Raw genomic sequence first — 21,872 nt, forward strand, 5'->3', positions numbered from 1 at the left:
GTAGGCAAGGGCCGACAGCCTGTTCCACGCCGGCCGCATCGGCGATGCCGTTCACTGCCGGCGACGGTTCAACCTATGCTCCGCCCCTGCCGTTTCTTTCCCATCACTTCGCCGGCACCGGCTCTTTGTCGCCGATATCGCGGAACAACGTTTGTTGCAGTCTCTCGTTTTCGACGATTTCCCGCCACGGGTCTTTGGTCGCCGCAAGCGCTTTGTGAAGCCGTTCAAGCAGCGCGCGGCGCGTTTCCACGTCAAACAGCACTTCGCGGATATGCTCAAGCCCGACGCGTTCGACCCATTTGGACGTCCGTTCCAAATAATGCGCCGATTCGCGGTAATATTGCAAAAAAGCGCCGGTCATCTCGATCACTTCCTCTTCCGTCTTGACCGTGCAAAGCAAGTCGGCCGCACGCAAATGGGTGCCGCCGTTGCCGCCGACATAAATCTCCCAGCCGCCTTCGACACCGACAACCCCGACGTCTTTCATGCCCGATTCCGCGCAGTTGCGCGGGCAGGCGGACACAGCCATTTTCACTTTATGCGGCGTTTTCAGGCGCTCAAATGTTTGTTCCATCCGGATGCCAAGCGCGGTCGAATCTTGCGTGCCGAAACGGCAAAACTGTTTGCCGACGCACGTTTTCACCGTTCTGAGCGCCTTGGCGTAGGCGTAGCCGGACGGCATGCCGAGATCGGCCCAAATGCGCGGCAAATCTTCTTTTTTCACCCCAAGCAAGTCAATGCGCTGCCCGCCTGTGAGCTTGATCATCGGCACGTTGTATTTTTCGGCGACATCAGCGATGTTCCGCAGCTGCTCGGCCGTCGTCACCCCGCCGTACATGCGCGGCACAACGGAGTACGTGCCATCCGCCTGGATGTTGGCGTGCAGCCGCTCATTGACAAACAGCGATTCCGCTTCCTCTTCATATTCGCCCGGATACAACATACCCAAATAATAGTTGAGCGCCGGACGACACTTCGAACACCCTTCCTCGTTTTTCCATCCCAATACGCTCATGACTTCTTTGACCGTCATCAGCCGTTTTTCTTTAATGGCCTCGAGCACTTCCTCACGGCTTAAGTCCGTGCAGCCGCAAATCGTTTCCTTCACCGCATACCGATTCGCTTCTTCCCCGAGCATATGCTCGAGCAGCTCGGCGACAAGTCCTTTGCAGCCGCCGCACGAACGGGACGCGTTCGTATAGTCGCGCACCTCGGCGACCGTTTTCAGTCCATATTCGGCAATCGCTTGGCAAATCGCCCCTTTTGTCACCCCGTTGCAGCCGCAAACGACATCGGCATCGGCCATCGCCGCTACAAGGCTTCCTTTTCCTCCCGATGAAGCCGGCGCAAACAGCGACAGCGAGAGCGCTTCGAGCGAGTCGCCGCGCTCGATCATAGCCAGCAGTTTTCTTCCTTCCTTCGTATCGCCAAACAGCACTGCACCGACGATTTTCCCTTCGCGAACGACGACTTTCTTGTACACCGAGCGGGCTTCATCATACAACTTGATCGATTCCGTTCCCTCAACATCCATAAACTCACCGGCCGAAAACACATCGACGCCGGACACTTTCAGCTGGGTCGAGACAACCGACCCTTCATACGGCTTCCCTTTCCGGCCGCAAATCGCTTCTGCCAACACTTTCCCCTGCTCATAAAGCGGCGCGACGAGTCCGTACACAACCCCGCGATGTTCCGCGCATTCGCCGACCGCGTAAACGTGCGGCACGCTCGTTTCCAAGTAGTCATTGACAACGATCCCTCGATTCACCGCAATTCCGCTTCTCCGCGCTAAATCAACATTCGGACGAATGCCGACCGCCATCACCACCAAGTCGGCGGCGATTTCAGTTCCGTCTTTAAACCGAACCCCTTCCACGCGGCCGTCGCCGAACAGTTCGGCCGTCTCTTTCCGAAGCAAAAAGTTCATCCCTTGTTTCTCCAATTCCCGCTGCAGCAGCTTCGAAGCAGTCGGGTCCAGCTGACGCTCCATTAAATAGTCAAAAATGTGGATGACATCAACGTCCATCCCTAAGTTGAGCAGGCCGCGCGCCGCCTCTAAACCAAGCAAGCCGCCGCCGATGACCGCCGCTTTTTTGTACGCCTTCGCATATTCGATCATCCGCTCGCAATCTTGGATGTTGCGAAACGCCGTCACCCCGGGCAAATCCGCCCCCGGCACCGGCAAAATAAACGGGTTCGATCCAGTCGCCAAAATAAGTTCATCATATTCGACCACCCGCCCGCGGTCGGTCCGGACGACCCGCTCTTCGTGATCAATGTCCGTCACCGTTTCGCCGGCAAACAGCCGAATACCGTTTTGTTCGTACCATTCCCAACTGTTCAAGGTCATCTCCTCAATGGACGTATCCCCTTGCAGCACCGTTGACAACAAAATCCGGTTATAGTTCGGGTGCGGCTCGCTGCCAAAAATCGTAATCTCAAACGCCTCGCGGTCAAGTTTTACGATCTCTTCGATGCAACGAACTCCCGCCATGCCGTTGCCGACTAACACGAGTTTTCGTTTCATGTCGCCATCCCTCCATCTTCGTCCAATCTCAAACCTTCCTGCGGTCAACGGCGCAGCCATAGCCGGACCGTCATCACCATCAACTCCCACAGCCCGACCGCTCTTGCTCGCATCACCTTCGCATTCCCCCTTTGCCTTGGTTGTGCCTATCATATCACGTCGAAAATGGAGCCTGCACTCGTTTTGTTAATTGATATAACACGGTTTTAACAAAAAATATGAGCAAACAAGCCAAAACGAGGAACATCATATGTATTTATGTAACTTTTTATAACATCAGAATTTAGTAAAAAAGCGGCCTTCACCGATAGGGTCAAGACCGCTTCTCTCTGAGGATGACGGGTCGGAGGCTCGTCAGTGGATTGGGCGGGACGCAAGCAGCTCATCGATGATGCGCGCGTACTGGTCAATGCGCTTCTCCAGTTCATCCATTTGCTGCTCAAGGCGGGTGATGTATTGGCGGAAAGTCATCGGGGCGCCGTATCGCTGTTCAAGCCGCTTTTCGATTTTCTGCCGCTCGCCATGGACCGAAACGAAGATGCGCATGTTGCGGCCAAACACTTCGCGTACGGTTTCACTGATGAGTCCGCCATATCTTGTTTGCAGCCATTCGCATTGAATCTCATTTAGGCATTCGATGATGAGCCAATCCTCATCCACCGTCACCGCCGTCGACGCGAACCACGTGTCAAACGACGGGCCGGGCAGCTTTTGCGCAAGCTTCGTTTTCACTTGTCCCCACAGATGATGCTCCTTCACGCACTCACCTCCTTTCGTCTACTTCACCGGCTGCCATCGATGTTCGTTCAATTTCGCCCGAATGTCATCCGGAATCGGCTCGGGCCGCCCGGTGTCAAAGTTGAAATTCACATACACCGCCCGCCCTTTCGCGCAGACCACACCGTTTTGATGAATTTCTTCATAAATCGTAAGGCTCGTGTTGCCGATGCGTTCAATGCCCGTATACACGGTCACATCGTGTCCGTAATACATTTGGTTGACATAATCAACCTCCATGCGAATGATCACCATTCGCCAACGCTTAAATGACAAATCCGGGGTAAACAGTTTAAAAATCTCGTGCCGTCCCGCTTCAAACCAAACGGGCACGGTCGTATTGTTAATATGGCCGACGCCGTCGGTCTCCGACACGCGCGGTGTAATGACGGTCGTAAACATCCGTTCTCCTCCTCAACAGCCAGCGAATCGTTCGGCTCATCGCCGTTTTGGTTTTGTCGAATTTAGGCGACATCTGTATATGGATTCGCTTCAAAATGTGGAAATTCCTGCTTCGCCATCAAGAAAACGCGGGAAACGCTGCGTTTTAAGCGAAAAAAAGGATGGACGCGGCGCCGGCATCGGAAGTGGGCCATCCGTCCAACCACAAAGAACAAACAGGAGCGTAAAGCAGCCCCTGTTTGTTTCTCCTCACCCTTTATCCGGTTCGACGTTCGTCCCCATAAACGCCGCTTGGTAAATCGCGCGGATGTCCTCTTCCAACAGCGGCATCGGGCTGCGGGCAAGCAGCCGTTTTTGCTTGGTGGCGTCTTTCGTCAGGCTTTCCAGCGCGCTTTCCGGAATGCCAAAACCGCCAAGTGTCTTCGGAATGCCGACATCGGCGACAATGCGCTCGAGCTCCCCGACGCATCGGTACGACGCTTCTTCTTCCGATAAAAAGCTTGAGTTGCCGCCAAGCGCGTTTAATATGTCCGCCATTCGCTTTTGGCAGCTTTGACGGATGTAACCCATCACATACGGCAAGAGCACGGCGTTCGATTCGCCATGGGCGATATGAAACTGCCCGCCGAGCGGATACGCGAGCGCATGCACGCCGGCCACCCCGGCGTTGAAAAACGCCAACCCGGCCAGGTAGCTGCCGTTGGTCATATCGATGCGCGCCTGTTTGTCTGTTCCGTTTTCCACCGCTTTGCGCAATGAGCGGGCAATGAGACGCATCGCCTGAAGCGCCAAGCCGTCCGACGTCGGGCTTGCGTTGACCGACACATACGCCTCGACCGCATGGGTGAGCGCATCAATCCCGGTCGCCGCCGTCACCCGCGGCGGAACGGAAACGGTCAGCTGCGGATCGACGATCGCCACATCGGCCAACAAATAGTCATGCGTCACAACATCTTTCGTCGTGTCTAGCGACAAGACGGAGATGTTCGTCACTTCCGAGCCAGTGCCGGATGTTGTCGGAATTAAAATTTTCGGCAGCCCTTTTTTCTCAAGTGTTCTCGTTCCCGTCAAGTTTAAATAATCCGCGACCGGGCCTTCGTGCACGGCCAACACAGCGGCCAGCTTCGCCAAGTCCATCGCGCTGCCGCCGCCAACGCCGATGACAAGATCAAATTCTCCGTCGCGGGCAAACGCCACCGCCTTCTCCCCCGTCGCAAGCGGCGGCTCCGGCACGACATCGGTATACACATGCACACTGTACCCTTCTTGTCGGAGCGGAGATGCGACTTGCTCGACGAGGCCGATTTTCTCCAATGCCGGATCCGTGACGACTAAAATATGTTTCGCCCCAAATCGCTTCACTTCCGGAACCAAATGCCTAAGCGCCCCCCAGCCGACATAGCTGAGCGGCGGGAAGACAATGCGGGATGCAGTCATCGTTTTTCCTCTCCCCCTCATGCAATGGTTTTGGCCCTCATCGGCACAACATCAAGAGTCTTCTCCAGGTTCGCCCAAGCCATACAGCTGCCGTGCAGGCGTTTGCCAAGCTTCCTCGAGCTCCCGCTTCAGCTCTTTGACGAGCTCCGCGGCCGGAAGTTCCCGCGCCAGCCGGTACCCTTTCCCGGCCCAAAGCGACATTCCTTCCGGATCGCCTGCCTTGGCGGCTGCGGCGCGCAGCGGTTTCGTCATATGGTGCACATGCGGATACGCCGCCGGCGCCAGCGCGCGATATTCCGCCATAAACCGGTTCGCAAGCCCTCGCGCCCACCGTCCCGTAAACGCCCTTGTCACCTCCGTCCCCGTAAACCGCGGATCGGCAAGCGCCTGTTTATGGAGCGGATGCGCCCCGCTTTCCGGGCAGCGCAAAAACGCCGTCCCTAGCTGCACCGCGCTCGCCCCGGCTTTGAGCGCCGCCGCGATGCCGCGCCCATCCATGATCCCGCCCGCCGCCACGAGCGGAATCCGAACCGCTGCACGAACATCGGCCAACAGCGGGAACAACTCGGCAGCTCCATCGGCTTCCGGGCCGTTGCCAAACGACGCCCGATGTCCGCCCGCTTCCGCCCCTTGCACGCAAAGCGCGTCCGCCCCGGCTTCAGCGGCCATGCAGGCTTCTTCCCTTGATGTCACCGTCACCATGACAAACGACCCGGCTTTTTGCAAGGCAGCGATTACCGCTTTGTCCGGGCAGCCGAATGTAAAGCTGACGACCGGCACCCGTTCTTCAAGAAGCACATCAAGCTTTGCCTCCCAGTCGTCGTCATCCCATATCGGCTCGCCGACTGACGCCCCAAGCCGCCCGGCCTCGGCTTCGAGCACGGCGCGATAACGTTCGAGCGCCTCCTCATCTACCGTTTTGTCCCCCGGCACAAACACATTCACCCCAAACGGCCGGTCCGTCAGCGTCCGCAGCTCGTGAATTTCCTTCCTCATGGCCTCCGCCGTCTTGTACCCGCCGGCCAAAAACCCAAGCCCGCCGGCGTTCGCCACCGCCGCCGCCAGCACGGGCGTTGACACCCCGCCGGCCATCGGCGCCTGAATGATCGGGACGGGAAGTGTAGAGAACATGGCGGCCTCTCCTCCTTTCGGCTGACAACCCTTTGCCACTCTCCTATTCTTTCGCGCTTCGTGCAGGGATTTCCTTCCTTTTGGCAAATGAATCTTTGCGTCTGACGATACCGGCAGCTGCCCGGCCAGCATAGTCCGTTTCACATCTCAAATACTATTATCAAAAAACAGATGTTATTCGCCGTTCGATCAGTAGACGACACGAACGATGTCCAATCGCTGTCTCCTGGCGTCCAACAAACGGGCTGTTTGTTTATGCATTGGTCGCTTTACTCAACATCTTTTAACAAACGGTTGAGATGCTCGAATTCTGTTCGAATGTCTATGTTTCGCTTCCCTCCTGTTAAGTTCTTCTTTCAACAAGCGTGGCGGGTTATCCTGCCTCGTGGCCCGATCAAAAAAACTCCCCAAACCATCCATTGGTTTAGGGAGTTTGTCGTCACGGCCGAAACGCCTTTAACCGTTTCGCCAGCTCTTTTGTATGCGGATATACTTGGCGATAAATCGCAAACAGTTCTTTGTATTTCGCCGCCGCATCCGGCCGCGGTTCGACGACGGCTTCGACTTGTTTGAACACATCGGCGCACTGTTTGAGCGACTCGAACCAGCCGACGCCGCACGCGGCGATCATCGCGGCGCCCAGCCCTGGCCCTTGTTCGTTTTTCAGCTTCTCGACCGGGAGGCCGAAAATATCGGCTTGGATTTGCAGCCACTCGGCGCTTTTCGCCCCGCCGCCGATCGAGACGACCGAGTCGATCGTTTTGCCGCTCGCTTTGATGATCTCCACCGACTCGTTGAGCGAGAACGTAATCCCTTCCATAACCGCGCGGGCAAAATCCCATTTCGTCTGCCGCGAATCAACGCCGATAAACGACCCGCGAATATCGGCATCGGCATAAGGCGTCCGCTCGCCAACCAAATACGGGGTAAACAACAACCCGTTTGCGCCGACCGGCGATGCAGCGGCGCGCTGGACGATCTCGGCAAACGGCACATCTTCGGCGAACGTCCGCTTCCACCAGTCAAAGCTGTAGCCCGCTGCCAGCGTCACCCCCATAATGTAGTAGGCGTTCGGTTCAGCGTGGTTGAAGTAATGCACTTTTCCAGCGAAGTCTTTTTCCCCGCTTTGTTCATAGGCCAGCACGACGCCGGACGTGCCGATGCTTGACAACATGCGGCCTTCCGCCAAAATGCCGGCGCCAATTGCGCCGCACGCGTTGTCCGCCCCGCCGGCGAACACCTTCACCGATGCCGGCAGCCCGGTCTGCTCAGCCACCTCCGGACGGAGCGTCCCGACGCATGCCGTCGCCTCAACCAACGGCGGGCAAAGCGAAAGATCGACGCCAACCGCTTGGGCGATCGCCTCGCTCCACGTTTTCGTTTCAATATCAAGCAGCAGCGTCCCCGCCGCGTCAGACACATCCATGGCCATGTGTCCGGTCAAACGGAAGCGGACATAATCTTTCGGCAACAAAAACACCCGCGCCCGCTCGTACAGCTCCGGCTCGTGCCGTTTCACCCAAAGAAGCTTCGGCAAGGTGAACCCTTCAAGCGCTTCATTTTTGGCAATCGACAACAGCCGATCGCGGCCGACCTTTTCTTCAATGTCCCGGCACTCTTCCGTCGTGCGGGTGTCATTCCACAAAATCGCATTGCGCACCACATTTCCATCGCCATCAAGCAGCACGAGCCCGTGCATTTGTCCGGAAAAACTCAAGCCGACGATCGACTCCGGGGAAACGCCCGCCGTCTCCCACACGCGGCGCAGCGCGACGATCGTTTTCTCCACCCAATCGTCCGGGCGCTGCTCGCTATAGCCGGAATGCGGCTGGTAGAGGGGATAGGACTCGGTCCATTCCCCTCTCACCTCGCCGTATTGGTCGACAAGCAGCACTTTGACGGCACTCGTTCCTAAATCAACGCCAATGACGTATTCCAAAGTCATCCCTCTTTCACGAACGGGATACGCTCGGCACGCTGACTTCCAACAAATATTGGTTGAGCAGCGTTTTCAAGCGCTCAAGACGGCCGGACGTATTGCGAATTTCGCCGAGCTGCAAGGCATACTCCTCAAGCTTTTTGAAATCGGCCGTCCCTTCGACAATTTCGCGGCCAATGCCTTCCGTATAGCTTTTGTACCGCTCTTCGATGAACTGTTCAAACACGCGGTCTTCCAACAGGCGGTGCGCGACTTTCAATCCGATCGCAAAGCTGTCCATCCCGGCGATATGGGCGTAGAACAAATCTTCCGGTTCAAACGAGCCTCTCCGCACTTTCGCATCAAAGTTCAAGCCGCCGCGTCCAAGGCCGCCGTTTTGCAAAATTTCATACATCGCCAACGTCGTCGCATACAAATCCGTCGGGAACTCATCCGTATCCCAGCCAAGCAGCGTATCGCCCTGGTTGGCGTCAACCGAGCCAAGCATGCCGTGAATGCGGGCGACGCGCAGCTCATGTTCAAACGTATGCCCGGCCAATGTCGCATGGTTCGCTTCGATATTGAATTTGAAATGATCTTTCAACCCGTACGTCTGCAAAAATGCCAACGCCGTTGCAACATCAAAATCGTATTGATGCTTCGTCGGCTCTTTCGGCTTCGGCTCGATCAAAAACTGGCCGTCAAAGCCGATTTCTTTCGCATAATCAACCGCCATATGCAAGAAGCGGGCCAAGTTGTCAAGTTCGAGCTTCATATCCGTATTCAGGAGCGTCTCATAGCCTTCCCGGCCGCCCCAAAACACATAGTTTTCCGCCCCGAGCCGCTTGGCGATCTCCAATCCTTTTTTCACTTTCGCCGCCGCATAAGCGAACACATCGGCGTTGCACGACGTCGCCGCCCCATGAACGAAGCGCGGATGGCTGAACAAGTTCGCCGTATTCCACAGCAGCTTCGTTTTGCTTGTTTTCATGTACTCTTCAATCATATCAACAATTTCACCTAGGTTTTTGTACGTCTCGCTGAGCGTTTCCCCTTCCGGCGCAATGTCGACATCATGGAAGCAGAAAAATGGAACATTCAGCTTTTCAAACAGCTCAAATGCCGCCTCCACGCGCGCCTTGGCCAAGTCCATGCCGCTATATTTGTCCCACGGACGAATCATATTGCCGACGCCAAACGGATCCGACCCGTCCCCGGTAAACGTATGCCAATACGCCACCGAAAAGCGCAAATGCTCCTCCATCGTTTTGCCGCCGACTTTTTCATCCGGATTATAAAACTTAAACGCCAACGGATTGCGCGACTCCGGTCCTTCATATGGAATGGTGCCGATATTCGGGAAATATGCCATTTCAAGTCCCCCTTCATAAGCGAGAGTGATTTGCTTCAGTTTCATTATAACGCTTTCATGTTTGTTTGTCTATCATATAAACAAAGTTTCCTATAATTCTTTGTACAAAAAATAGTCAAAGTCCGCGTAGTTGTTTTGCCCTGAACCGTCCCGGCAATGCATGCCGACAAAGGCGCCAGTAAACGCAGCGCGGCTTCTGATATAGTCGTCTGATAGTTTATATGATTCGAAAGTGACGGGAAGATCAATCCAATCAATTCCATCGAAAGAATAAGAATATCTGTATGTTGTCGCTTGCACGGTTACCCGTAAATACACATACTCAACGTCATCAGGAACGACAATCTCCTGTCCCCGCAACGGTTGATCAACCATGAGATGGTCGCATGCCATTAATTCAAGAATCCGTCCTTTTTCCTCATGCCATGTTATCTGAAGCGTCGTCCAGTTTTGCGTGTTGTAGTAGTTCACTAGCCCAGCCGATTGTTGAAAGGTCGTTGGACGAAACGCGACTTTCGTCTCCGCAATAAAGTAAAAATGTTGCCATCGTCTCGCCACAAACGCCTGCGTAAACCGGGAAGTGAGCGATTCCCGCCCGTACAGCCGCAAATGTCCAGGACGAGCCTTTAAGGTGGCAATGTCCTCCCCTAATGGAATTCGCAATGTTTGAAAATGGTGATTTAATGTATCACCGTCAAAATCATCCTTTTCATCATAGTCTTTTTCCCACGGAACTTCCTCAACGTTCGGGCCATCGATTTCTACCGAAGGCCCGTTCCCCCCAACTACATAAGGCCATCCGTTCCTCCATTCAAGCCGTTGAATCGCCGTTTCTCGCCCAAGCGGACAGTAGCCGCGATGTTCCAGCAACGGGTGCCCTTCCCTCGGCAGCGGCCGGCCGGTCAAATGAACGAGAAACCATTCATCCGTATGGGTGTGAACAATCGACGCATGGCCGGCCTTTTGCAACGGATTGCGCGGGTAAGGCCACGACGTAATCAGCGGGTTATCCGGATGCACCTCATACGGACCGTAGAGAGAGGTCGACCGTGCAATCGTTGCCGCATGGTTGTACCGCGTTCCCCCTTCCGCCGTCAGCAAATAATAATAGCCGTTGATTTTGTACAAATGTGGTCCTTCTGTAATTCTTAAGTCCGTTCCTTTGAAAATAATTTTCGGCTCGCCAACTAATTTTTTTTGTTCAACACTATATTCTTGAAGTACAACCCCATAAAACGGATGATGACCAACCCGATGATCCCAATACATGTTAACTAAATACTTTCTTCCATCCTCATCGTGAAAAAGAGATGGATCAAATCCGGAGCTGTTTAAATAAATCGGATCCGACCACTCCCCATCAATCGTGTCGCACGTCACAAGATAGTTATGGCCGTCTTTCCAATGGCCTTCGACAACTTTCACATCTGTATAAATAAGCCAAAACTTCCCATCATTATACGACAAATGTGGAGCCCAAATCCCTCCGGAATCCGGGTTTCCAATCATGTTCAATTGGCTTAACCGATTCAACGGCCTTGCCACCAAACGCCAATTCTTTAAATCTTTCGAGTGGTAAATTCTCACCCCCGGAAACCACTCAAACGTGGAAACCGCAATGTAATAGTCATCTCCCACCCGGCAAATGGACGGGTCGGGATGGAAACCGGTTAAAATAGGATTTTTGATTTTGATCATTTCTGATCCCCCTAGGAAAAATGCTAAATTTTTCATACAAAAGACATATAAGCGTGCATGACATGCCGCTTAGGCACGAAATCCATTGGTTATAAACTGTTGATTTTCATTTTTATATTGGAGGCGGAAATAACTACACGTTTTTACTTAGCTACTTAACCTTACTCACTGGCTTTCACAAATACCGTTTTAATCGATGTGAAAAATTCAATCGCTGCCTGCCCTTGTTCCCGCGAATGGGAGCTCGATTGCTTCATACCGCCAAACGGCGCTTGAAACTCGACTCCTGCCGTCTCCGCGTTGACTTTAATGAGCCCGGCCTCGATGTCTTGAATGAACTGCAGCGCATTCCCGATATTTTTCGTATAAAGCGAGGCGCTCAACCCGTATTCTGTATCGTTGGCAAGCTGAATCGCCTCCTCAATGCTGTCGACCGAAATCAACGCCAATACCGGGCCAAAGATCTCTTCGCGGGCAATCGTCATTTGAAGGTTGACTTCTTCAAAAATCGTCGGTTCAACGTAAAAACCGTTGGCCAGTTCGCCGTCGAGGCATCTTTTTCCACCGTAAAGGAGCTTCGCCCCTTCCGCTTTCCCTTTCTCAATATAGGAAAGAACCGTATTCAATTGCGACTCGCTGGCGCACGGCCCCATCCATGTGTCCGCATCCAGGCCATTGCCAATTTTCAGCTGTTGGACCCGTTCCAGAAGTTTCGCTTTAAACGGCTCATACACTTCCTTCTCGATGAAGACGCGGCTCGTCGCGGTGCATTTTTGCCCTGTCGAACGCAGCCCGCCGCTGATCGTGCCTTCGACCGCCAAATCCAAATCGGCGTCTTTGGCCACAATGACCGCATTTTTTCCGCCCATCTCAAGCTGGTATTTCGCCCCGCGCTCAAACGCGGCTCTTCCGACTTGTTTTCCGACGGCATTCGAGCCGGTGAACGTCACGCCGTCAATATCGGGGTGATTCGCAATCCCTTGGCCAATGACCGATCCGGAACCGCACACCATATTGACGACCCCTTTCGGGAAACCGGCTTCGTGGAAACACTCAATCACCTTCGCCGCCGTCACCGCCGTTTCGCTTGCCGGTTTTAACACGACTGTATTCCCGTAGACAAGCGCCGGCGCCATTTTCCAGATGGGAATGGCGACAGGGAAATTCCATGGCGAAATGACCCCGACAACCCCAAGCGGAACGCGGGTCGTAAACATCAACCCTTCACTGTCGCTCGATGGGATCACATCGCCCACTTTCCGCGCCCCTTCGCCGGCATAGTAACGCAAAATATGGACGCCCCGCATCGTTTCCCCTTTGGCTTCCGCAAGTGTCTTCCCCATTTCTCTTGTCATCGTTTCGGCAATGTCGTCAAGGCGCTGTTCCAAAAGGCGAGCAACCTTATACAAATACTCTCCCCTCTCAACCCCGGAACGCTTCCGCCACGATGCCTGCGCTTGTTTTGCCGCGGCTACAGCGGCATTTACATCTTCCAGCGCCGAACGTTGGACATACCCGACAATGTCATGCCGATTCGCCGGGTTGAGGCTCGGTTCGACTTGGTTGCTTACGGAACTCACCCAACTGCCGTTAATGTAGTTCAAATATGTTTTAATTTCAGTTTGGACTGCCATGTTCTCCCCACTCCTTCTATCCATTATTGATGAATGATCGTTTGGCGAATCAGCGATTGCACTGGATTGGACAGCACTCCAATTTCAGGAATCTCGATTTCGATCCGATCCCCCTCTTGGAGGGTGAACTGATTCGGGGGAACGATGCACGTTCCCGTTAACAATACCGTGCCGTCAAACGCTTCATTATCGCGAATCAAGAAAGATACTAGTTCATCGTATGTTCGTTTCAACTGTCTTGTATTGGCGCTTTCTTCAACGACAAGTTGGCCGTTGCGGTAAATGCGGCAAGTCAGCTGCAGGTTATACGGGTCTTCCACTGTCTCCGCCAGGCGGATCGCCGGCCCAATGGCACACGAATGCTTCCATATTTTTGCCTGCGGCAAGTATAACGGATTTTCCCCCTCGATATCCCGGCAGCTCATGTCGTTTCCAATCGTATACCCGACGATTTCCCCTTCTCGGGTGATCACCAGTCCAAGTTCCGGCTCCGGAATTTGCCAGTTGGAATCGCTGCGCAAATACACGGGGGCATTCGGGCCAATCGTACGCGCCGCGGTCGATTTCAAAAAGAGTTCCGGCCTTTCCGCGTTGTACACCCGGTCATAGCACGTTTCCTGGCCCGCTGCCTTTTCGACCGTTTCATAGTTTCTCGCCTCGCGGCTTTTCTCGTAGGTGACGCCCGACGCCCACACCTCAGGAGCGACAATCGGCGCAAGCAAATTCAATTTCCCTATCTCTTTGTGGATCCCTTGTTTTCCGCTAATCAACGTTTGAATATAGCTGACGGTCGACATTTGGCGATGTTTTGCTTCGCGAACCGCCTCCATCAAATCGCGAAACGGGAGCGGATACACGATATTATCATCGGTAACCGCGGCTACTATTTCCTGTGAATCTTCTAAGTAGCGAATAATTCTCATAACCCTCTCCCCTTACTGTTTGATAATAAAAAACTCTGTTTTATCATCTTGTCAGAAAGAAGCCGCTTCATTACACAGATAAACGGCTAGGGCGGATATACCCCATTTCTTCTGAGATCTGTTCAGCCGCATTTTGTAACAGCTGGATTTCTTCCTCGAGCACGGTGTCCGTTATTTTCGCCGAAGGCTGAGAGATACTGGGGAAGCACGAAATTATTTCAATCGCCCCGCTATGATTTTTTAACTGTAGGAAGGACAACATCCTTTTTGTAGTCATACACTGCCTCTTCGGCAATCGGCAGCGGAACAACTCCATGGGCGGCATCGGTATGCCCAATCAATCGGTTGCTCGCCGCAATCCGCCGTTGGCGCTTGCGCATCGCCGCTACGCGTTGGTTGGCGATTTCCGTTCTTTCCTGCTTGATCGATTCAAACTCGAACCGCAGAGTTCCATTTCGGAACGCCCATTCGTTGACCAATTCGATCTTCCGCTCACGAAGGCCAATGTAGAGAATATCCCCCGTTTTTAAATACAAAATGCCTCCGCCGCGAATGGCTTCCGGCGTCATATGTCCGATGGCCGCCCCGTACGTGACGCCTGAATACCGCCCGTCGCTAATCAGCGTCGCGATCCGTTTTAGCTGTCTGTTCGCGTTAATATGCTGCATCGGGGTGAACATTTCCGGCATGCCAAATGCCTCTGGCCCCTGGCCGGCGATCACAACCGCGATTTTCAGCGCCCCTTCCCTTGCCATCGCATCAAACAGGTCGTCATATTCATGATCTTTCAATGGTTCAAACAAATGCGGCGCGTTATGTTTCAAGGCGGCGAGCAAGCTTTGATGGTGAAAACAGCGGTTTTGTTTGATTTTTTCCAACAACTGAACATCAAGCAGCCCCTCGTTGGCATCGTCTTCGTTCTCGTAATACAGGACAAAGGCGACTTTCTTGTCAAACTCATCAATTTGTTTCGTCGCCATGCCGCTGATTTTCACTACCGCACTTTCAAAGAAGTTGCCTGACAACACGTCGACCCCGCTAAACGGCCGTCTCGGTTTGGATAAGATGACCGGGTTGTGCTCGACGTTTTGCGCCGACAGCTGCGCTTGGTTGACAGACAGTCTTTCCCGCCATGTCGTTCCGGTTACCGTCGGAGCATCCACATCCATCGGCACTCCATTGTTCATCAACTCGTGAAAGACTGTTTCCATTCCCCGGATCTTCCCGCTGCAGCACTGAACAGCCAGTGCGAAAATGTCTCTTCCTTCCGTTAAACTGTAGTCAAATAAATCCGGCACCGGCACTTCATGGTGGATGCGATCATACTCCCACAGATCGAACTGATAGCCCCCATAAAGCATAGCCGCCACAATATGCATCATAATGTTCGTTGATCCGCCGGTGGCGCTGTGAATGTGAATCGCGTTTTTGATATTGGCCGCCATAATATTGGCCACTCCATACACCGGATCGTTCATTAGCTGGGCGAGGCTGTCCAACGCCATATTTATTTGTTCCTGCGTCGGCGGGGCGGAGAGCAATTCCAAGGCAGGATGAATCAATCCCAATCCGGCGATCAAATGCCGGGAGCTGTTGCCGGTTCCGTTAAAGGCGCACACCCCGCCTTGGCTGTCGCATGTCGCTACCGCCAACCGTTTTTCATAGTCTTCGTGCTGCTCTTTCGTGATGAGCCCTTTTCCTCTCGCCCGTTCGAGCACCCCTTGGAAAGCGGTATTGGAAGTACATTGCAAAATATAGGCGAGCGCATCCCGCAAGTCATACGCAATGTCTTCTTCCCCGGCGAGTTCCGCCCGCCGGGCGGCTTCCTCGAGCTCGGCATACAACTTAGGCGGAATCGTGCCGCCTTTTAATACATGGGCCGGCGCAAATGTCGCGAAGAAAGGCGGCTCTCCCCGCTCGCGGCGGACGCGGTCAAGATGGGCCAACGCGCTGACTACGCCAAGCGGCTGCTTGTCACACCCTTGAATGACAAACGCCCCATGGTAGCTGTGCGCTTCCAGCTGGTTTACAATCATTTGCGCCACGGCGTTGCGGCTTTGCAGCGAATAGCTCATGCCTTGGTTGCTTTGCGCCGTCCCATCGCACATGACCGGTGTCGAAAATTGAAACGGCACGCCGCCATTTTGCCAAATGCGAATCGCTGCCCGGGCGATCGTCTGAAAATCCATAATGTGGGCCGGGTGGTCAGGCGACCCGCCAATAATCGCAATCCGAGGGGCATTATGATGCAGCCGATCATAAATTTCCTCCAGCGTCCAGTCTGGTTGCAGCCCTTTTAGTTCAGGGCCTAAAATTTGTTTCGCACGGTCGAGCAGCCCGGCGACACATATCGGCTCGTTGGCCTTTCCTTGAACATTGTCTCGGTATGGATTGACTCGGCTCTCAATGCGCGGGTAAGTAACCGCTGGCATTACACATCCTCCTTAATGTTCTATTGTTATGGAAAAGTCCATTTCCATCGGCGTTGACAAAATTTCAATTTCTTCCATTTGGAGCGCTTCATCCAAAAGGCTTTCAGAAATCCAAATCTCCCGAAGCGCCAGCGTGTTTTTGATCCTCACTATTCTCACCTTGCTTAGATCAAAGGCGTTGCATGTTTTAATCGCTGCTTTTACCGCCAGCTCTTCCGTTTCGAAAAACATCGGCAGTTTAACTACCGAAACGACCGTGCTCGTCAAAGCATTTGCAAATCCTTTTTCCCAAATGATTTGGTCTTTCACTTTTTTAGTTGTGATATCGGCTAATCCAATGCCATTGGCGTTGCCGTCGGTCTTTTCCGACAAACCTAGGACGACGATTCGCGCAATGTCTGGACCACCGCTTGCATAAGGAGTCGCATACCTGCCGGTAATGTTCGGATCCATGCCGTCACCGGAAATATCCTTCCCGATTTCATCAACAACGAGCACATCGAGCGGAGTGAACATAATCCTCGGCATAAGCGACTTCGCCTCAATCAACAGCTCAGGCTCCACCGTTTCAAACTGCTCGGCCGGAACCGCCACGATTTTGGCTGGGCGGTCATACGCATTCTCCAGCACAGCCACGCCAAACACAATGGGCGCCCGCTGAATTGCGATTTTTGCCATCTCGATTACATGTCGCGCCATATACTTAAAGCTATATTGGTGGGCAGCCTCCGCCCCCTTTTGCTTGCCGAGGCCGATCGTAATCATTTTCATTAATCCGCTCTCCACCGGTCCGCGAAAAGCCGTATGGGGCTTTACTCGGTTAACGACAACGATTTTATCCGCCTCGTAGGCCAGTTTGTCTATATAAACAGGCAGCCCATTGTCCAACTTCCCGATTTCCACAACATCCATGTTTGAGCGGATCGGAACCCCGACAAATTCCTCTGTCACCCCTAAATGGGCAAGCACTTCTTTCTGCCCTTCTGCCGTCGCCCCTCCATGACTTCCCATTGCCGGTACGATAAACGGGACGCCGCCTGCTTGCTTTACCGCGTTTGCCACTTCTCGGACAATGATCGGGATATCGGCAATGCCGCGGCTTCCGACAGCGATCGCCACTTGGTCGCCAGGGGAAATGCGTTGGAGAACATTCGCTTGGCGAATGCTTTGATGCACCGCCTTGGGAACATCCCGAATTTCCGGGGCATAAAAGTTTTGCCTAACTTTTGCCATTTTAGGAATGGGCACATCTTTAAGCATTTGCTCAAGAATCTTCATTTTTTCTTCCCTCATTTTCTAGTTTGGCAGGCCGATCATCACAACAAGCCAGTCCCCTTTCTCCCTCGCTTTGCAACAAGGGGCAAGGAAGAGAACAACCAGCCATTGCCCTCTTCCCGCAACATCATTTTGGATTGCGGATTTTGTCTAGCTCACCATACATTTCGTTCACTAAATCTTCGCCGAACTCTTTCGCGTATTTTTCAACTACAGGCTTAATGATTTCTGCCATTTTTTGACGCTCTTGATCGCTGACTTCGTTAATTTTTACACCTGTTTTCTTCAACTCTTCCAATGCCTTTTGATCCTCCTCACGGCTCAGTTGCCGTTGATATTTTCCGGCTTCAACCGCAGCGTCCTGCAAAATCTTTTGTTCTTCCGGCGATAACTGATCCCAAAACTTTTTGCTGACGAGGAACACAAACGGCGTATAGACGTGCCTTGTCAAACTTAAATGTTTTTGCACTTCGTAAAATTTATTTGATTTGATCGTTGCCAGTGGATTTTCCTGACCATCAATTGTGTTGCTTTCCAACGCCGTGAACACTTCCGAGAAAGGCATTGGCGTCGGATTGGCACCGAGCGCTTTAAACGCATCAATATGCACTTCGTTTTGCATCGTTCGCAATTTCAACCCTTTGAAATCATCAGCCGTTTCGATGGCATGTTTGCTGTTTGTTACATGCCGAAAGCCATTTTCCCAATAGCCAAGCCCAATCAATCCGTGTTCCGGCAATTTCTCCAACAATTTTTGGCCTATCGGCCCGTCTAAAATACCGTCAGCCTCTTCAGGCGTATTGAAGAGGAACGGAAAATCGAAAATACCAAATTCTTTAACGATCCCGACTAATGGTGAAGTCGACGGGATTGTAACTTCTTGTGTTCCGGCCTGAAGCGCTTCTGTCATCTTTAAGTCGTCACCTAAAGTAGCACTGAAGTACGTTTGAACTTTCATTTTGCCGCCGCTTTTTTCCTCAACAATCTCTTTGAACTTGAGCAATCCTTGGCCTTGTGGATGGTCTTCGTTCAGGCCAATTCCCGCTTTAATCACTCGCGGTTGAACTCCTTTCGATTCAGTCTTAGCGGTATTCCCCCCTTGAGTCGTTCCTGAACTGCACGCGGTCAAGAAAAGCAAGCCCATAGCTATACAGCCGGTCATGATCTTTCTAATCACATTTCTTTTTTTCATAGTCCTCGCAACCCCCTTAATGTTAAGGATATTTATCAATTTCCTGTAAACCATCCGAGCGGCACGGTGACAAGGGACGGGAAGAAAATCAACAACAACAGCACTAACACTTCCGCCAACAAAAACGGCCAAATCCCTTTCATAATGTCTTCCATCCCGATTTTCCCTACCCCGCAAGCAACGTTTAACACCGTTCCGACCGGCGGTGTGAGCAGCCCGATGCAGTTGTTTAAAATAAACAGTACCCCGAAGTACACCGGATCAATTCCCGCTTTTTCAATAATCGGCATCAACACCGGTGTCAAAATGAGCACCGTCGGCGTCAAGTCCATCGCTGTTCCGACCAACAGCACCAACGCATTAATGGCTAACAACAGCACCAATGGATTATCCATGAACGGCGCTAGCCAATCTGTCATAATCGACGGAATATTGGCAACCGTAATGAGCCAGGCCGACACCATGGCCGCCGCCACCAAAAACATGACGACGCTTGTTGTTTTCGACGCTGCCACGAACACGTGGAACAAATCTTTCACTTTCAGTTCACGATAAATGAACAAACCGACAAACAGGGCATAAAACGCAGCTACAACGGCAGCTTCTGTCGGCGTAAACACCCCGCCGCGAAGCCCACCGACGATAATAACTGGCAATAAAAGCGCCCAAACGGCCCGACGGGTCGCCCGCCAAATGTCTTTCGCCGATTGGCGCGGAAGTACCTCAACGGAATCGTTCCGGACGACCAACCACCAACAGATTGCCAGAACAATTCCAAGCAAAATCCCTGGGACGATGCCGGCCATAAACAGCTTCGTGATCGATACGCCGCTTGTGACCCCAAACAGAATCATCGGGATGCTCGGCGGAATGATCGGGGCAATAATGCCGCTCGCGGCAATGAGGCCGGTCGAACGGTTGCGGTCATATCCGGCTTTGACCATCATCGGGATCAAAATGGCCCCGAGCGCCGCCGTGTCAGCGACCGCCGAACCGGATAAGCCGGCAAACAAAATGCTGGCAATGATCGCGACATACCCTAACCCGCCGCGAATATGGCCGACAAGCGACAAGGCAAAGTCAATAATCCGCTTGGAAATCCCGCCGGCATTCATCAGCTCCCCGGCCAGGATAAAGAATGGAATGGCCATGAGTGAGAAGTTGTCCGCGCCGCTAATCAAGTTTTGGGCAATAATTTGCGTATCAAAAATATCCAAGTATAACATCAGCGCCACTCCGCTGACTAATAGCGCAAACGCAATCGGCATCCCGAGCGCCATCACGCCGAGCAATGATCCGACAAACACAACTAGTGCCATCTACCTTTCACCTCCAACTGCACCCGGACGAGGGCGGCGATGGGGGTTCACTGTCTCTTCATGGGCCACATTCATCATTTCCTCTTCTGACTCTTTCATTCTTGTCAATTCTTCAACCGCACCCGGGCGGAATAAAGCTTGGTATATATGAAACAAGACAATGATTCCCATTCCGATGCTCACAACTAGACCGGTTCCATAGATGAATGCCATCGGTAGCCCAGTGGCCGGAGCCCGGCTTCCGACGCTGCTGAGCGTAATTTTCCAACTTCCGTCCAACAGCAAATAAAGCACATATAGAACGATGACATTGCTGATGACAAATACAACGCGTTTGGCGCCGACCGGCAGCTTTCTTACCAATGCATCGACACCTAAATGGTCATTATCCTTTAAAGCGCCGATAGCTCCAAAAAACGTCATCCAAATGAAGAGAAAACGCGACATTTCTTCCGACCAAGTGATGCCGGAGTTAAATCCGTAACGAAGCACAACGTTGCCGAATACCAAAATACACATGAAAGCGAGCGTCGCGACCATCAATACATTCAGAACACCATTCAAAAATCTCCCTGCCTTTTTAAACAATTCCATCACCCTTTTAACTTTTGGATTGTCTTATTCCGTCTCCGCCTTGATTCTCTTATACAAGTCTTCAGCCCAATCATATTTTTTGAACAACTCGTCATACAGCGGCTGCACAGCTTTTTCCATTTGCTTCACAAACTCATCGCTAGGAGTAGTGAATCTAATTCCATGCTCTTGCAAAAACTTCTTGTCTTCTTCGTAACTTTTTTCCATCAACTCAAATTCATAGTTGGCCGCCTCTTTAGCCGCTTCTTGTATAATTTTCCGTTGTTCATCCGTCAAGCTATCCCAAAACTTTTTATTGACCACATACACATTCGGGCTAAACATATGGTTCGACTCTAATACATCTGCTTGAACTTCGTACCACCCGGAAGCTCGCAATGTCGCAATTGGGTTGTCTTGCCCGTCTACCACTTTTTGCTCTAAGGCAGTGAACACTTCCGAAATCGGCAATGGGGTCACGTTAGCCCCTAACAATTTTCCAACCGTAATATAGTTCGGGATATTAGGCATCCGCAGGCGCAATCCTTTAAAATCGTCGATTGAGTCGATCGTTCTATTTGAAGAAAACATCCGGAACCCATTTGCACTCCAAGCCAGCGGAACAACACCATGTTTTGCCTCAAGCTCTGCAGTAATTTCTTTTCCGATCGGGCCATTCAACACTTTTTTAACATGTTCAAAATCTCTGAATAAGAATGGCCATTCAGGAACTCCCATTTTAGGGATGTCATTTTGCATAATCAACCCCGGAATCCCCATCTCAATCGTGCCATTGCGAACACCGTTGTAAAACTCCTGCTCTGCACCTAAAGCACTATTAGGATAAATCTCGACCTTAAGACTGCCGCCGGATTTCTCCTCAACGATCTTTTTAAACTTTTCACGCAACGCAACATTTTGTGGGTGACTTTCGGCAAAATAATTGGCCACCTTGATTACTCTAGTCTCACCTGTTTTCCCTCCGGCCGTTGATTTGGATCCGGAGCTCCCGCAACCGGAAAGCAGCAGAAGCAACAAGGATAAGATCGCCGAAAAAACTGCCATTCGTCTCATAATACCATCAGCTCCTTTTGCAATACTGTTTTTATTAGAGAAAAATATGAGGGTTAACTACTACTAAGTTGGGGATTAAGCGCTTTCGGATAGCGCTTCCAAAAGACGAGTTTCTGAACCCGCTTCTAAACGTTGGAAGATGTCGGTTTAAAAAACTGCCATCGTGTGGTTTGATATAGTAGAAC

At 52.3% G+C, this 21,872-nt stretch carries 16 protein-coding genes; all 16 read right to left on the bottom strand.

The genetic code is table 11. The annotated features are described in order from the left end of the window. Positions 1-103: 103 nt before the first annotated feature. On the bottom strand, positions 104-2,530 hold the full coding sequence (gene nirB, locus ACTVDO_RS10020) for a nitrite reductase large subunit NirB (RefSeq protein ID WP_020959997.1): 2,427 nt from the start codon (positions 2,528-2,530) through the stop codon (positions 104-106). A gap of 354 nt (positions 2,531-2,884) precedes the next feature. Next, positions 2,885-3,289 (bottom strand): DnaA N-terminal domain-containing protein, encoded by a 405-nt coding sequence (locus tag ACTVDO_RS10025; protein WP_442901450.1) that lies wholly within the window; start codon positions 3,287-3,289, stop codon positions 2,885-2,887. An 18-nt stretch (positions 3,290-3,307) separates the two neighbouring features. Then, entirely contained in the window at positions 3,308-3,709 is a 402-nt protein-coding gene (locus ACTVDO_RS10030) for an acyl-CoA thioesterase (protein WP_442901451.1), read from the bottom strand. Between the two features lie 249 nt (positions 3,710-3,958). Then, positions 3,959-5,146 (bottom strand): iron-containing alcohol dehydrogenase, encoded by a 1,188-nt coding sequence (locus tag ACTVDO_RS10035; RefSeq protein WP_442901452.1) that lies wholly within the window; start codon positions 5,144-5,146, stop codon positions 3,959-3,961. 51 nt (positions 5,147-5,197) lie between these two features. Next, positions 5,198-6,277 carry an NAD(P)H-dependent flavin oxidoreductase gene (locus ACTVDO_RS10040; RefSeq protein ID WP_442901453.1) on the bottom strand — a complete coding sequence of 360 codons (1,080 nt, stop codon included), beginning with the start codon at positions 6,275-6,277 and terminating at the stop codon, positions 5,198-5,200. 439 nt (positions 6,278-6,716) lie between these two features. After that, complete coding sequence (gene xylB / locus ACTVDO_RS10045) at positions 6,717-8,216, bottom strand: xylulokinase (RefSeq protein WP_442901454.1); 1,500 nt, start codon at positions 8,214-8,216, stop codon at positions 6,717-6,719. Between the two features lie 13 nt (positions 8,217-8,229). Further along, the gene (gene xylA / locus ACTVDO_RS10050; protein WP_442901455.1) at positions 8,230-9,567 is read right to left on the bottom strand and encodes a xylose isomerase; all 1,338 of its coding nucleotides are present in this window, start codon (positions 9,565-9,567) and stop codon (positions 8,230-8,232) included. Positions 9,568-9,657: 90 nt separating this feature from the next. Then, positions 9,658-11,265 (bottom strand): glycoside hydrolase family 43 protein, encoded by a 1,608-nt coding sequence (locus tag ACTVDO_RS10055; RefSeq protein ID WP_442901456.1) that lies wholly within the window; start codon positions 11,263-11,265, stop codon positions 9,658-9,660. Positions 11,266-11,426: 161 nt separating this feature from the next. Continuing rightward, positions 11,427-12,899, bottom strand: a complete 1,473-nt coding sequence (gene gucD / locus ACTVDO_RS10060) for an alpha-ketoglutaric semialdehyde dehydrogenase GucD (protein WP_442901457.1) — start codon at positions 12,897-12,899, stop codon at positions 11,427-11,429. Positions 12,900-12,922: 23 nt separating this feature from the next. Then, positions 12,923-13,822 (bottom strand): fumarylacetoacetate hydrolase family protein, encoded by a 900-nt coding sequence (locus tag ACTVDO_RS10065; RefSeq protein WP_442901458.1) that lies wholly within the window; start codon positions 13,820-13,822, stop codon positions 12,923-12,925. Positions 13,823-14,052: 230 nt separating this feature from the next. Further along, the gene (locus tag ACTVDO_RS10070; RefSeq protein ID WP_442901459.1) at positions 14,053-16,254 is read right to left on the bottom strand and encodes a dihydroxy-acid dehydratase domain-containing protein; all 2,202 of its coding nucleotides are present in this window, start codon (positions 16,252-16,254) and stop codon (positions 14,053-14,055) included. A gap of 12 nt (positions 16,255-16,266) precedes the next feature. After that, positions 16,267-17,532: a lactate racemase domain-containing protein gene (locus ACTVDO_RS10075; RefSeq protein ID WP_020960093.1), complete on the bottom strand. Its 1,266-nt coding sequence runs from the start codon at positions 17,530-17,532 to the stop codon at positions 16,267-16,269. Between the two features lie 124 nt (positions 17,533-17,656). Next, the gene (locus ACTVDO_RS10080; RefSeq protein WP_041267761.1) at positions 17,657-18,721 is read right to left on the bottom strand and encodes a TRAP transporter substrate-binding protein; all 1,065 of its coding nucleotides are present in this window, start codon (positions 18,719-18,721) and stop codon (positions 17,657-17,659) included. Between the two features lie 35 nt (positions 18,722-18,756). After that, positions 18,757-20,040, bottom strand: coding sequence for a TRAP transporter large permease (locus tag ACTVDO_RS10085; protein ID WP_020960095.1), 1,284 nt, complete (start codon positions 20,038-20,040; stop codon positions 18,757-18,759). Next, positions 20,041-20,634, bottom strand: a complete 594-nt coding sequence (locus tag ACTVDO_RS10090; RefSeq protein ID WP_023817639.1) for a TRAP transporter small permease — start codon at positions 20,632-20,634, stop codon at positions 20,041-20,043. Between the two features lie 24 nt (positions 20,635-20,658). After that, the gene (locus tag ACTVDO_RS10095; RefSeq protein ID WP_020960097.1) at positions 20,659-21,687 is read right to left on the bottom strand and encodes a TRAP transporter substrate-binding protein; all 1,029 of its coding nucleotides are present in this window, start codon (positions 21,685-21,687) and stop codon (positions 20,659-20,661) included. Positions 21,688-21,872: the final 185 nt, after the last annotated feature.

The sequence above is a fragment of the Geobacillus sp. BK01 genome (assembly GCF_052220245.1).
GTDB lineage: Bacteria > Bacillota > Bacilli > Bacillales > Anoxybacillaceae > Geobacillus.